The organism is Bacillus sp. 275 (assembly GCF_001999205.1).
Classification (GTDB): Bacteria; Bacillota; Bacilli; order Bacillales; family Bacillaceae; genus Bacillus; species Bacillus velezensis.
Map to the genome: position 1 here is coordinate 55,292 of NZ_CP019626.1, position 16,168 is coordinate 71,459.

General features: G+C 46.5%; 1 protein-coding gene. It reads left to right on the top strand.

Translation table 11 applies throughout. The features are described from left to right. Positions 1–44 precede the first annotated feature (44 nt). Complete coding sequence (locus BZ167_RS00145) at positions 45–16,133, top strand: non-ribosomal peptide synthetase (protein WP_077391890.1); 16,089 nt, start codon at positions 45–47, stop codon at positions 16,131–16,133. The last annotated feature ends 35 nt before the right edge of the window (positions 16,134–16,168 follow it).

Sequence of the window (16,168 nt, forward strand, 5' to 3'; positions counted from 1 at the left end):
GGAAAAGCATTATTTCTTTAAAATATATAAAATGAGGTGCTCCAATGTCGGTATTTAAAACTCAAGAAACGTACTGGGAAAACCTGTTTGATGAAGAAGACGGCCTAAGCGCATTCCCTTACTTTAAAGCAGCGGATAAAGCGTCGTTGGCCCGTACCGGCTACCAGGAAAAATGCATCTGCCGTTCCTTATCTCCGGAAGTATCTCAAAGAATCATGACAATGGCGAATCATTCCGATATGGCGGCCTATCTGATTTTATTGGCGGGTATTGAATGCTTGTTATATAAATATACGGATCGAACGAGCCTGATTCTTGGCATTCCAACGGTATCGAAGCAAAAAGCCGGCCAGTCAGCCGTTAACAACATTGTCCTCTTAAAAAATACGCTTTCAAACGAGAGCACATTTAAAACCGTATTCGGGCAGCTGAAAGAAGCCGTTAATGATTCTCTGAAAAATCAAAACCTGCCGTTTAGAAAAATGGCCCGGCATCTGAGCGTGCAATACAATGACGAGCATATGCCTTTGGTTCATACCGTCGTTTCGCTTAACGAAATTCATTCCTTGCAATGTAAAGAAGATACTGCAACCGATACGCTGTTTCACTTTAATTTGGAGAACAACGGGATTCATTTGAAGCTTTTTTATAACGGCAATCTGTACGATGAGCGCTATATCAATCAAATTGTATCCCATTTGGATCAGCTGCTGTCTGTGATCCTGTTTCAGCCTCAAGCCGCGATCCATACGGCAGAGATCTTACCGGAAGCGGAAAAACAGAAGCTATTGTTTGATTTTAACGACACCGTCAGAGATTTCTCCGGGAGCAGAACAGTCTATCAATTATTTGAAGAGCAGGCAGAAAGAACGCCTGAGCATGCGGCCGTCAAGTTTAAAAACGACCATTTGACGTACAGGGAACTGAATGAGAAGGCGAGCCGTTTGGCAAGAACATTGCGTAATTGCGGGGTTCAACCCGATACGTTAGTCGCCATTCTCGCTGATCGTTCATTAGAGATGATCGTATCCATTATAGCTGTTTGGAAGGCAGGGGGCGCTTATGTGCCCCTGGATCCTGAATATCCAAAAGAGCGGCTTCAATATTTGCTTCATGATGCGGATGCAGACGTTCTCCTTGTTCAGCATCATTTAAAAAACAGCCTCGCCTTTGACGGCCCGGTGATTGATTTGAATGATGAAGCATCATACCATGCCGATTGCTCATTGTTATCACCAGTAGCGGAACACAGCCATTTAGCCTATGTCATTTATACGTCGGGTACAACAGGAAAGCCGAAAGGGGTCATGGTTGAACACGGCGGCATTGTGAACTCGCTTCAGTGGAAGAAGTCGTTTTTCAAGCATTCTCCGGCGGATCGCGTGCTTGTCTTGTACCCGTATGTTTTTGATGCGTTCATTTTAAATTTCTTCGGCCCGCTCATCTCAGGAGCAACTTTGCACCTTTTGCCTAATAAAGAGAATAAAGAAACTTTCGCCATTCAAAATGCCATAAAACAAGAAAGAATTACCCATTTTTCAACTTCCCCCCGTCTTCTGAAAACGATGATCGAACAGATGAACAGAGAGGATTTCATCCATGTTCAGCATGTTGTTGTAGGCGGTGAGCAGCTGGAAACAGATACAGTTGAGAAGCTGCATTCTCTGCAGCCTCGCATTCGGATCAATAATGAATACGGACCGACAGAAAACAGCGTGGTATCTTCATTTCACCCTGTTCAGTCCGCTGATGAACAGATCACAATCGGCAGCCCGGTGGCCAACCATCAAGCTTATATTTTAGGAGCGCACCATCAAATCCAGCCGATCGGCGTACCGGGAGAGCTGTATGTCGGAGGAGCGGGAGTGGCCCGCGGCTACCTCAATCGGCCTGAATTGACGGAGGAAAAATTTGTGGAGCATCTGCATGTCCCTAGTCAAAAGATGTATAAAACGGGGGATCTCGCAAGATGGCTGCCGGATGGAAGAATCGAATATTTAGGGCGGATTGATCATCAAGTGAAAATTCGCGGCTACCGGATTGAGATCGGCGAGGTAGAGGCAGCCATGTTCAATCTGGAAAACGTTCGTGAAGCCGCAGTCGTCGCGCGGGAAGACGCAGACGGGGCCAAACAATTGTATGCCTATTATGTCGGCGAGCCTTCTTTGACCGCTGCGCAGTTCAGAGAAGAATTATCCCGGGAACTGCCTAATTATATGATTCCCTCCCGCTTTATCCCATTGGAACGCATTCCGCTCACTTCCAATGGGAAGATTGATCTGAAAGCTTTGCCTGCTGCTGACGAAAATACGCGGGCGGAAAACGAATACATAGCCCCGCGGAACACAATAGAAGAACTGCTGGCGTCTATCTGGCAAGAAGTATTAGGGGCAGAACGTATAGGAATTTTGGATAATTTCTTTGATTTTGGCGGAGATTCGATTAAATCAATTCAGGTGTCATCCAGATTGTATCAAGCCGGATACAAGGTTGATATGAAGCATTTGTTTAAACACCCCTCGATTGCTGAACTCAGTCAGTTTGTAGCACCGGTCAGCAGGGTGGCTGATCAAGGAGAAGTGAATGGCGGAACCAAGCTGACCCCGATACAGCATTGGTTTTTTGAGCAAAAAATGCCGCATGCACACCATTACAATCAGGCCGTCATGTTATATTCGGCGGAAGGCTTTAAAGAGGGCCCCCTTCGCCGGACGATGGAACGGATCGCGTCACATCACGATGCCTTGAGGATGATTTTTGAAAAAACGCCGGATGGATACGCTCCGCGAATTACAGGAACAGATGAAAGTGAACTATACCATCTGGAAGTGATGAATTATAAAGAGGAAACCGATCCGGCTCAAGCGATTGCCGATAAAGCGAATGAGATTCAAAGCAGCATGGTATTAGACAAAGGGCCATTGATGAAGCTCGGTTTGTTCCAATGTCCGGACGGAGATCATTTGCTGATTGCAATTCATCATTTGCTGATTGACGGAGTATCCTGGCGTATTTTACTCGAAGATTTTGCAAGCGGTTATGAGCAGGCAGAACGCGGACAAACGATCCAGCTCCCGCAAAAAACAGACTCGTTTCCATCCTGGGCCGATCAATTGTCCAAATATGCGGCGGAAACCGATATGGAAGAGGAGATTGCGTATTGGGCCGAGCTTTCAAGTATAAAGCCTCAGCCATTGCCTAAGGACACTATCAGCGAAGGATCGTTATTAAGAGACAGCGAAGAAGTGACGATTCAATGGACAAAAGAGGAAACGGAGCAATTATTAAAACATGCGAACCGCGCCTACAACACGGATATCAACGATCTGCTGCTGACTTCGTTAGGGCTGGCTGTTCACAAGTGGACTGGCACGGAAAACATTGTCGTGAATTTGGAAGGCCACGGGAGAGAACCGATTATTCCGGATGCTGACATTTCCCGCACGATAGGATGGTTCACAAGCCAGTACCCTGTCGTCCTGAGGATGGAAGCCGGAAAAAACCTGTCGCAGCGGATCAAGATCGTAAAAGAAGGGCTGCGCCGCATCCCTGACAAAGGAATGAATTACAGCATCATCAAATATATATCCGGGCATCCGGAAGCCGACAGCCTGCAGCTGAAACCGGAGATATCGTTTAACTATTTGGGACAATTTGACCAAGACCTGAAGCATCAGGCTTTGCGCATCTCGCCTTTTTCCACAGGGTTATCAATGAACGAAAAACAAGAGAGAACGGCCGTGCTTGATTTGAACGGAATGATTGCCGAAGGGACATTATCACTGACACTGAGCTACAGCAGCAAACAATACGAAAGATCTACTATGGCTCAATTTGCCCGGGGGTTGAAAGAAAGTCTGCAAGAAGTCATTGCACATTGCGTAAGCCGGCAGCAGACTTCTCTCACACCAAGTGACATCCTGTTAAAAGACATCTCAATCGACGAACTGGAACAGCTTTTGGAGCAGACGCGTGAATTAGGCGAAGCGGAAAATATTTATCCATTAACGCCGATGCAGAAGGGCATGCTGTTTCACAGCTTATTTGATCCGAATTCAGGTGCTTATTTTCAGCAAACGATGTTTGATCTGCATGGAGATCTGGAAATTGATTCATTTTCAAAAAGCTTGGACGGCTTATCGCAAAAATATGATATTTTCCGCACGAATTTTTACAGAGGCTGGAAGGATCAGCCGCTCCAAATCATATTCAAAACGAAAAAAATCGGTTTTCAATTCAATGACTTACGAGAGATGAAGGAATCACAAAAAGAAGCGATGATTCAGCAGTATGCCAGAGAAGATAAGATGCGGGGGTTCGACTTAGAAAAAGGCGCGTTAATGCGGTTATTCATCCTTCGTACGGATGAAAAGACATACCGTTTTATCTGGAGTTTCCACCATATTTTGATGGACGGCTGGTGTCTGCCGCTCATTACAAAAGAAATTTTCGAGAATTACTTTGCTTTGCTTCAGCAAAAGCAGCCTGAACAATCGTCAATTACTCCGTACAGTCAATATATTGAATGGCTCGGCCGGCAAGATGCGAAAGAGGCCGCGGCTTATTGGGATAAGTACTTGGAAGGATATGAGGAGCAAACCGGCCTTCCTAAGGATCACCATGCAACGGAAGACGGACGATACGTTCCTGAAAAAGTGACGTGTGACATAAGCTCCGATCTCACTTCGAAAATGAAGCGGACGGCCGGCAAGCATCATGTCACGCTGAACACGCTGCTGCAGACGGCATGGGCGGTTTTGCTGCAGAAATATAACCGCAGCCGGGACGTTGTGTTTGGAAGTGTTGTATCCGGAAGACCTGCTGGAATTCCAAACGTGGAAACCATGATCGGCTTATTCATTAACACCATTCCCGTCCGGTTCCGATGTGAAGCCGGGACAACGTTTGCCGGGCTTATGAAAGAGGCGCAGGAAAGGGCTGTAGCGTCTCAACAATTTGAGACACACCCGCTGTACGATATTCAAGCGCGTACAACGCAAAAGCAAGATTTAATTACACATTTAATGATATTCGAAAATTATCCGGTTGATCAGTATATGGAAAGTATAGGCCGCCAAAACGGAACATCCATCACGATTTCCAACGTACAAATGGAAGAACAGACCAACTACGATTTTAATTTGACTGTTATTCCGGGCGACGAGATGAACATCTCTTTTGAATACAACGCAAATGTGTATGAGCGGGCAAGCATAGAGCGGGTTCGGGAACATTTCATGCAAATCCTGCATCAAGTCGTGACAGATGCGGATATCCGGGTGGATCAAGCGGAATTGTTAACGGAAGGCGAAAGAAGAACCCTTCTGCAGACGCTTAACGACACGGCCGCGCCGTTCCCGCAGACGCCGGTTCATCAATTATTTGAAGAGCAATCGCAGCGTACGCCCGATCAAGCAGCCGTCATTGATAAGGACAGGCAGCTCACGTACGGAGAGCTCAATAAGCGGGCCAACCGACTGGCGCGAACGTTAAGAGCGAAAGGAGTGCAGGCGGATCAGCCTGTAGCCATCATCACAAGAAACAGCATCGAATCGGTGGTCGGAATCCTTGCCGTTTTAAAATCAGGCGGAGCCTATGTACCTATAGATCCGGAATATCCGCAAGACCGCATCCGGTATATGCTGGATGACTCCCAAGCCGGAATCGTTTTAATGCAGCGGGACGTCAGGAAACAGCTTGCCTATGAAGGCGCCACGGTTTTACTTGATGATGAAAGTTCTTATCACCATGATGGCTCTGACCTTGCTCCGATAAAAGATGTGAGTCATTTGGCATATGTCATTTATACGTCAGGTTCCACAGGCCGTCCAAAAGGCGTACTAATCGAGCACGAAGGCTTGACCAATTATATTTGGTGGGCGAAAGAAGTTTATGTAAAAGGCGAGAAAGCCAACTTCCCATTGTATTCGTCAATTTCTTTTGATCTGACGGTGACTTCTATTTTCACGCCGCTTGTCACAGGCAATGCAATCATCGTCTATGACGGAGAGGATAAAACAGCTCTGCTTGAATCGATTGTGCGGGACCCGAGGGTGGATATCATTAAATTGACCCCGGCCCATTTGCAGGTTTTGAAAGAAATGAACATTGCCGATCAAACGGCTGTCAGAAGAATGATTGTGGGCGGGGAAAACTTAAGCACCCGGTTAGCCCGCAGCATTCATGAACAGTTCGAAGGCCGGATTGAAATATGCAATGAGTACGGACCGACGGAAACCGTTGTCGGCTGCATGATTTACCGTTATGATCCCGCAAAGGACAGGCGGGAATCAGTACCGATCGGAACCGCTGCGGCAAACACGAGCATTTACGTTCTTGATGAGAATATGAAACCCGCGCCGATCGGTGTCCCGGGGGAGATCTATATCAGCGGCGCCGGTGTGGCAAGAGGATATTTGAACCGTCCCGAATTAACGGCAGAGAAATTTGTCGATGACCCGTTTGAACCCAGAGCGAAGATGTATAAGACCGGAGATTTGGCGAAGTGGCTGGCGGACGGAAACATTGAATATGCGGGCAGAATAGATGAACAAGTGAAAATCAGAGGCTATCGTATCGAATTAGGCGAGATCGAGGCGGCACTGCTTCAAGAAGAAGCGATCAAGAAAGCTGTCGTCACAGCCAGAGAGGATGTCCACGGGTTTAAACAATTGTGTGCATATTACGTGAGCGGCGGACAAATAACGGCAGCCCGGCTCCGGAAACAATTGTCACACAGCCTGGCGGGTTATATGGTTCCGGCTTATTTTATCGAGCTTGATGAAATGCCTTTAACTTCTAACGGAAAAATAAACAGAAAAGGGCTGCCGGCTCCGGATTTCGAGCTGCAGGACAGAGCAGAGTATAAAGCTCCCCGAACAAAAGCTGAAGAAATATTAGTTTCTGCCTGGGAATCGGTATTAGGCGCTGAAAACGTCAGTATTCTTGATAATTTCTTTGACCTTGGCGGAGATTCCATTAAATCCATTCAAGTATCCTCCAGATTAAATCAGCAAGGATACAAAATGGAAATCAAAGACTTGTTTCAATATGCAACAATTGCTGAATTGAGTCCGCATATCAAGCAGAATCTGCGTATAGCCGATCAAGGTGAGGTCAAAGGAAAAGTAAGCCTGACTCCTATTCAGCATTGGTTCTTCGAACAAACAACGACAGATCAGCATTATTACAATCAAGCCGTCATGCTGCATGCGCCGGAAGGTTTTCAGGAAACGCAGCTTCATCAAACCCTGCAAAAGCTTGCTGAACATCACGATGCGCTCCGCATGACATTCCGGACTACGGAAAATGGCTGTGAGGCACAGAATGAAGAAATTGCCCAAAGCGGACTGTACCGCTTAGAAGTCCTGAATCTGAAAGAAGATCCCGATCCGGGACGTACAATTGAAGCCAAAGCTGATGAGATACAAAGCAGTATGCATTTAAGTGATGGGCCGTTAATGAAAGCCGGGTTGTTTCAATGCGCAAATGGAGATCATCTGCTCATTGCCATCCATCATTTGATTATAGACGGGATTTCATGGCGCATTTTACTGGAAGATATCGTTAGCGGCTACAAACAAGCCGAGAACGGGCGAGTGATTCAACTGCCGCAAAAAACAGACTCTTTCCAATTATGGGCTAAGAGACTCTCAGAATATGCGCAAAGTGAAAGCATAAAACAAGAACAGGAATATTGGACAAAAATCGAACAAACCGAAGTCAAACCGCTGCCTAAAGATTTTCATGAAACCCATACAACTGCAAAAGACAGCAAAACAGCAACTGTGGAATGGACGAAAGAGGAAACGGAGCTCTTATTAAAACAAGCGAATCGCGCTTATCACACGGAAATAAACGATTTGCTTTTAACTTCTCTGGGTCTTTCCATATCGCATTGGTCAGGACTGGAACAAATTCCGATTCATTTAGAGGGACACGGCCGAGAACAGATTATACAAGATATAGATATCTCCCGCACGATCGGGTGGTTTACAAGTCTGTATCCGGTTGTGCTGCACGCGCAGCCGGGCAAAGAAATCTCTGATTATATCAAGACGACCAAAGAAGGATTGCGCCAAATTCCGTTTAAAGGGATCGGATATGGAATAGCAAGGTACTTAAGCGGCGGAATGCCATCGAAACTCAATCCCGAGATCAGCTTTAACTACCTTGGACAGTTTGACCAAGATTTACAGCAGCATGGGGTTCAATTATCTTCTTATTCTTGCGGTTCAGACTCAAGCGGACATCAAGAAAGACCGTATGTATTGAATATAAACGGAATGATCACCGAGGGCCGGCTGAAGCTTACGATCAGCTACAGCAGCAAACAGTACGCAAAAGAAACGATCATGCGGTTATCGGAAACGATTCAAAGCCGCCTGCGGACAATCATTACGCATTGCGTCCATAAAGAACAATCGGAACTGACGCCAAGCGATATTTTGTTAAAAGGCATGTCCATTGACGAATTGGATCAGCTCCTCATTCAACTGCCGCATGCAGGTGAGGTTGAAAACGTGTATCCGCTCACTCCGATGCAGAAAGGAATGCTCTTTCACAGCCTGCTGGACGAGGCCTCAAGTTCTTATTTTGAACAAGCATCGTTCGATTTGCAGGGAGAGTTAAAGATTGATTGGTTTAAAGCAAGCCTTGAACGATTATTTGAAACATACGCCGTGCTCAGAACCCGTTTTTACAGCGGCTGGAACGATACTCCTTTACAAATTGTCTATAAAACGCAAACACCGCAAATTCATTTTGCAGATTTGCGTGATAGAGAGGAGCACCTGAGAGAGGATGCAATCGCAGCCTATCAAAGAGAAGACAAGGCAAAAGGATTTGACTTGGCTCGGGATCCGCTGATGCGCATAGCGATTTTCCGTATGGAAGACCGCAAATATCATTTGATTTGGAGCTTCCATCATATTGTGATGGATGGCTGGTGCCTGTCTCTTATCACGAAGGAAGTGTTTGATCATTATAGCGCCTTACAGGAAGGAAGGGAACCAGAACCGCCATCGGCAGCTCCTTACAGCGACTATATCGAGTGGCTTGACCGCCAAGATCAGGGAGCGGCAAAGCGGTACTGGAGCGGGTATCTTGAAGGATATAAAGGTGAAACCACGCTTCTTCATAAAATAGCGCAGCATGAACAAAAAGAATACGCCTATGCCAATGTGATCTGCCGATTTGATCACGAACAGACAAAACAATTACAGCAGATCGCAAATCAGTATCAGGTTACGTTAAATACGTTGATCCAAACGTTATGGGGAATTTTATTACAGAAATACAGCGGGTCCGCAGATGTTGTCTTCGGCAGTGTCGTGTCGGGAAGGCCGGCGGAAATTCCTGATGTGGAACAGATGATCGGTCTGTTCATCAATACGATTCCGGTTCGCATCCGCTGCGATGAGGACAGCACTTTTGCTGATACGATGCAAATGGTTCAACAAAACGCGCTGGCTTCCCAATCGTACGATACCTATCCTTTATACGAAATACAGGCCCAAACGGAACAAAAGCAAAATTTAATTGATCATATCATGATCTTTGAAAATTATCTGATAGGGCAGCAAGTCGAAGAGACGGGACATCATGGTACGGAGCTGAACATTACGAATTTTCATATGCAGGAACACTCCCACTATGATTTGAATGTGGTTGTCATACCTGGCAAACAGCTGGCCGTTCATTTCGGTTTTAATGAAAACGAATATGAAAAATCAGAAGTGGAGCGGCTCCGAGGTCATTTTGAAAAACTCATGCAGCAAGTATTGCGGCAGCCGTCTGTCAAAATAGAAGATTTGGAGCTTCTCACTCAGCAAGAAAAAGAATATCTGCTCAGCCGCTTTCAGTCTAATGACATGCATTACCCGCGTGAAAAAACGATTCATGAGTTGTTCGAGGAACAGGCGCATCGTACTCCGGACAATACAGCGGTTGTATTCGAGGGTAAACAATTCACCTACGAAGAACTGAACCGGCGTGCCAATCAGCTTGCTCGAACCTTGCAGGCAAAAGGAGTGCAGGCGGATCAGCTTGTCGGCATTATGACTGAACGCTCGCTTGAGATGGTTGTAGGCATCTTGGGAGTTTTAAAAGCGGGCGGTGCATATTTGCCGATAGATCCTGATTTTCCGTCTGAACGCATCCGTTATATTTTAAATGATTCAAGCATCAGCGTATTGCTTTACTGCGGGAAGCTGCAGGATGACATCGGCTTCTCAGGAACATGTATCGATCTCATGGAGGAACATTTCTATCACGAAAAAGACAGCAGTCTTGCACTCTCTTATCAGTCCAGTCAACTGGCCTATGCCATTTATACTTCCGGCACGACAGGCAAGCCTAAAGGCACGTTAATTGAACATCGCCAGGTCATCCACCTGATAGAAGGGCTGAGCCGCCAAGTATACTCTGCCTATGATGCGGAGCTGAATATAGCCATGCTCGCTCCATATTATTTCGATGCTTCTGTTCAGCAAATGTATGCTTCCTTGCTGTCAGGCCATACCTTGTTTATTGTTCCGAAAGAGATAGTGTCAGACGGTGCTGCCTTATGCCGTTACTATCGGCTGCATTCGATTGACATCACTGACGGAACACCTGCCCACTTAAAGCTTTTGATAGCTGCAGGTGATTTGCAGGGAGTCACGCTTCAGCATCTTTTAATCGGAGGAGAGGCTCTTTCCAAAACGACGGTAAATAAGCTCAAGCAATTATTCGGCGAGCATGACGCTGCGCCTGGGATTACTAATGTATATGGGCCTACGGAGACTTGCGTAGACGCGTCTCTGTTCAACATTGAATGTTCTTCCGATGCTTGGGCACGCAGCCAAAACTATGTCCCTATAGGCAAGCCGTTAGGCAGAAACCGAATGTACATTCTTGATTCAAAAAAACGGCTGCAGCCGAAGGGCGTCCAAGGCGAGCTGTATATTGCAGGGGACGGTGTCGGGCGGGGTTACTTGAACCTGCCGGAACTGACGGACGAAAAATTTGTTGCCGATCCGTTTGTACCGGAGGACCGAATGTACAGAACCGGTGATCTGGCCCGCCTTCTGCCGGATGGAAATATTGAATATATCGGCCGGATTGATCATCAGGTGAAAATTCAAGGTTTTCGGATTGAACTCGGTGAAATCGAATCGGTGATGCTGAACGTTCCTGATATTCAAGAAGCCGCCGCAGCTGCCCTTAAAGATGCAGATGATGAATATTACTTGTGCGGATACTTTGCAGCAGATAAGACAATACAGATCAGTGAACTTCGCGAAAGAATGGCCCGGCATTTACCCGGATATATGATCCCGGCTCATTTTGTGCAACTGGATAAGATGCCGCTGACGCCAAACGGGAAGTTGAATCGCCAGTTATTGCCGGCTCCGGTCAAAAAGCGTGACAGCGGCATAGAGTACGTCCCGCCGCAAACTTCGGCAGAAATCCAGCTGACAGCAATTTGGGAGGATGTCCTTGGACTAGAGCAGGTGGGGATCAGAGATCACTTTTTTGAGATCGGCGGACACTCCCTGCGGGCAACGGCGCTGATTGCAAAAATACAAAAGCAAATGCATGTCCAAATTCCTTTGCGGGACGTCTTCCGTTTCCCAACCATTGAACAGCTCGCACGGACGATCACGAAGACGGAGCTGACCGGGTATGCCGCGATTCCTGCAATTGAAAAAAGACCTTATTATCCGGTATCCTCAGCACAAAAACGGTTGTACATCCTGAATCACTTGGAAGGCGGAGAACTCAGTTACAACATGCTGGGACTGATGACTGTGGAAGGAAAGCTTGATCGTGACAAGCTGCAGCAAGCCTTCCGCACGCTGATTTTGCGCCATGAATCTTTGCGCACCGGTTTTAAAATGGCTGACGGAGAACCTGTTCAGTATGTCTTGGATCACGCGGCGTTTGAAGCAGAGTGGTACCAAGGGGAAGAAGTTGATGCGGACCTTTATATCCGCCAATTTATTCGTCCTTTTCACCTGGATGAGCCGCCGCTGCTTCGCGTAGGGCTGATTGAACTTCAATCTGACCGCGGAATTCTGATGTTTGATATGCACCACATTATTTCTGACGGAACATCCATGAGCGTATTGATCAAAGAATTTATCCGGATTTATGAAGGAGAGACATTACCGCCCCTGCGCATCCAGTACAAGGACTACGCGGTATGGCAGACCGGCGAAGCGAGATTACAGCAGATTCAAAAACAAGAAGCCTATTGGTTAGAGCTGTACAGCGGCGACGTTCCTGTCCTTCATCTGCCGGCCGATTATATCCGGCCGTCGGCACGGGATTTTGCGGGAGCCACAATGCATTTTACGCTTGATAAGCAAAAAAGCGACGGATTAAAGCAGCTGGCATCCCAAACTGAATCGACTTTATATATGGTGCTCCTTGCGTCTTATACATTATTGCTTTCAAAATACAGCGGCCAGGAAGACATTATTGTCGGCAGTCCTATAGCGGGAAGACCGCACGCCGATTTGGAACCGATTATCGGAATGTTTGTCAATACATTGGCGATGAGAAATTACCCTGAAAAAGGGAAGACGTTCTCTCAGTATCTGTCCGAAGTGAAGGAGAATGCATTAAAAGCTTATGAACATCAGGATTATCCGTTCGAAGCGCTGATCGATCAACTGAATATCGCCAGAGACTTGAGCCGCAATCCATTGTTTGACACCATGTTTGTGCTTCAAAACACGGAGCAGGAACAGTTAGAGATAAATGACGTCACTTTCAAACCATATCCAAACGGACATACGATGGCGAAATTTGATCTAACTTTAACTGCTGTGGAAGAAGGGGCGGGTATTCAGTTCACGATGGAATACTTGACGGCTCTGTTTAAACCGGAAACGATCGAACGGATGATGGGGCATTTTGAACAGCTGGTTGATTCGATTATTAAACAGCCTGAGGCCGAGCTGGCTCGTTTAAATATGATGACCAAGGAAGAGGAAAGAGACATTCAGCAACTCTTTAACGATACTGCAGTTGGGGAAAAACGAATTCCGACACCGATTCATCAGCTTTTTGAGCAGCAGGTTGAGCGTAACCCGGATCATGAAGCCGTCATGTTTGGAAATCAGACGCTGACTTATCGTCAGCTGAATGAACGTTCCAATCAGCTGGCGCGCGTTCTTCAAGATAAGGGTGCCTGCACTGATCAGGTTGTTGCCGTTCTCACGGATCGCTCAGCACATATGATCATCGGCATTTTAGCCATATTAAAGGCCGGCGCAGCATTTCTCCCTATCGATCCGGAGCTTCCCGAAAAACGGCGGGCTTTTATGCTAAAAGACAGCGGTGCCGATGTGCTTTTGACTTGTGCAGGTCACGCTATTCCGCCGCTCTTTGAAGGAGAAGTGCTTCTGCTTGATGATCCGTTACTATATCAAGGCAGAACAGACAATCTTAACCTTTCCTGCTCGGAAAATGATTTAATGTATGTTATTTACACGTCAGGCACAACAGGGCAGCCGAAAGGCGTTCAGCTGGAGCACAAGACGATGACGAATCTGCTCGCTTATGAGCAGGATCATACGCAGCTTCGCTTTGACAGAGTGCTGCAATTTGCCGCAATGAGCTTTGATGTCTGCTATCAAGAAATGTTCTCCGCGCTTTCAAGCGGAGGAACACTCTTTATCATCGGCAATGAGGCAAAACGTGACATACGGCAGCTCAATGATTTTGTCAGAACGCACGGGATACAAACAGCATTTCTCCCGACAGCGTTCCTTAAGCTCCTTGCCTCAGAGAAACACTATTTCGAACCGTTTGCCGAGTGCGTGGATCACATCATCGCTGCGGGAGAACAGCTCATCGCAACAAGGATGCTGCGTGACATGCTGGCACGACACCAAGTCACATTGCATAATCATTACGGTCCGTCGGAGACGCATGTTGTGACCATGTATACCGTCGATCCTGATACAGATCAGGAGCTTCAGCCGATCGGAAAACCGATTTCAAATACGGAGATTTTCATTTTGAATGAAGCCGGAACGCTTCAGCCTGTCGGAATCGTCGGTGAACTTTGTATTTCAGGAGTGAGCTTGGCCAGAGGCTATCATAACAGGGAGTCTCTGACGCTCGAAACTTTTGTTCCGCACCCATATGACTCGAATCAACGGATGTATAAAACAGGCGATCTGGCTCGTTACCTTCCCGAGGGAAACATTGAATATGCGGGAAGGAGGGACCATCAAGTCAAAATCCGCGGTTATCGGGTTGAACTCGGTGAGGTGGAAGCCGCTCTTCTCAAGCACGTACAGGAAGCAGTTGTCCTAGCAAAAGAAAATACCGATGGCCAAAGCGATTTGTATGCCTATTTTACAGCAGAGCAATCACTCTCGATCAGTCAGCTGAAAGAAAAACTTGCTGGCCAAATACCGGGATATATGATCCCTTCATACTTCATCCAGCTGGAGAAACTGCCGCTAACCGGCAATGGAAAAGTAAATCGAAGAGCATTACCGATGCCTGAAGCAGGTTTGCAAACGGGGACTGACTACGTTGCTCCGCGGACGAATATGGAAGAGCAGCTGATATGCATCTGGCAAGACGTTTTGAAGGTAAAAGAAATAGGTGTAAAAGATAACTTTTTCGATTTGGGCGGCCACTCGTTGCGAGGGATGACGCTCATCGCCAAAATTCATAAGCAATTCAGCAAAAACATTTCATTAAGAGAAGTCTTTCAATGTCCGACAGTTGAAGAAATGGCACAGGCTATTGCAGAAGCTGAAACCAACGGACCGGACTATATTCCGAAAGCCAAAGCAAAAGATGTCTATCCCGTATCGTCCGTGCAGAAGATGGTTTACCTGTCAACACAAATAGAAGGCGGAGAACTGAGCTACAATATGCCGGGAATTCTTACATTAGAAGGAAAACTCGACATGAATCGCTTGCAAACCGCTTTCCAAAGACTGATCCAGCGCCATGAATCGCTGCGTACCGGTTTTGAAATGGTCCGCGGAGAACCGGTGCAGGTGATCAAATCGCAAGTGGAGTTTTCGATGGAAAGATACAAAGCAACAGCCGACGAGGTTGAGGAATGTTTCCGGGCCTTCGTGCGGCCGTTCGATCTCAGCCAAGCTCCATTACTCAGGGTCGGACTCATCGAGTTAGAACAAGACCTGCATATTTTCATGTTTGACATGCACCACATTATCACGGACGGCGCCTCCATGAATATTTTTGTCGAAGAACTGATTCAATTGTATGACGGCAAAGAGTTAGCTCCGCTCCGTATTCAGTACAAAGACTTTACGGAATGGAAACATCAAAAAGAACAAAGAGAACGAATCAAGAGCCAGGAAGAGTATTGGCTTGGTGTATTTCATGAAGAGCTCCCGTCATTCGAGCTGCCGAAAGATTTTGCGAGACCGCCGGTTAGAAGCTTTGATGGGAAAAGGCACAATTTTACGCTCGATAAGACTGTCACCCAAGGGATAAAGCAGCTGGAAGAATTGACCGGAACGACCGCTTACATGATTCTATTCTCGGCCTATTCCATACTGCTGGCAAAATACAGCGGTCAGGATGATATCGTTGTCGGTACACCTATTGCAGGGAGACCGCATGCGGATTTGGAACCCATTATCGGAATGTTTGTCAATACATTAGCCATCCGCACCGCTCCAATGGCGGAAAAGACATTTTTGGATTATATAACGGAAACGAAAGAAACCATGCTGAAGGCTTTTGAACATCAAGAGTATCCTTTTGAAGAATTAGTTGAAAAACTGGGTGTGAAACGGGACTTAAGCCGCAATCCATTGTTTGATACGATGTTTGTCCTGCAAAATACCGAACAAACAGATATTGAAGTGGACTCTCTCGCAGTCAGGCCTTATGAACAAACAGAGACGGCAGCCAAGTTTGATTTACAGCTGAACTTCTTAATAGATCAAGATGAGATTCAGGGCAGTTTTGATTACTGTACGAAACTGTTTAAAAAGAAAACCATTGCTGTATTGGCCAAGGATTACGTCATGATCCTTTCGGCGATTATGAGAAACCCATCCATTCCTTTAAAAGACATTCAATTAAGCGAAAAAGTAAACAAAAGTAAACATCTCGCAAGCACAATCGAATTGGATTTCTAATCACAGGGGCAGCGGCTGTCCCGGCATGAATGCCG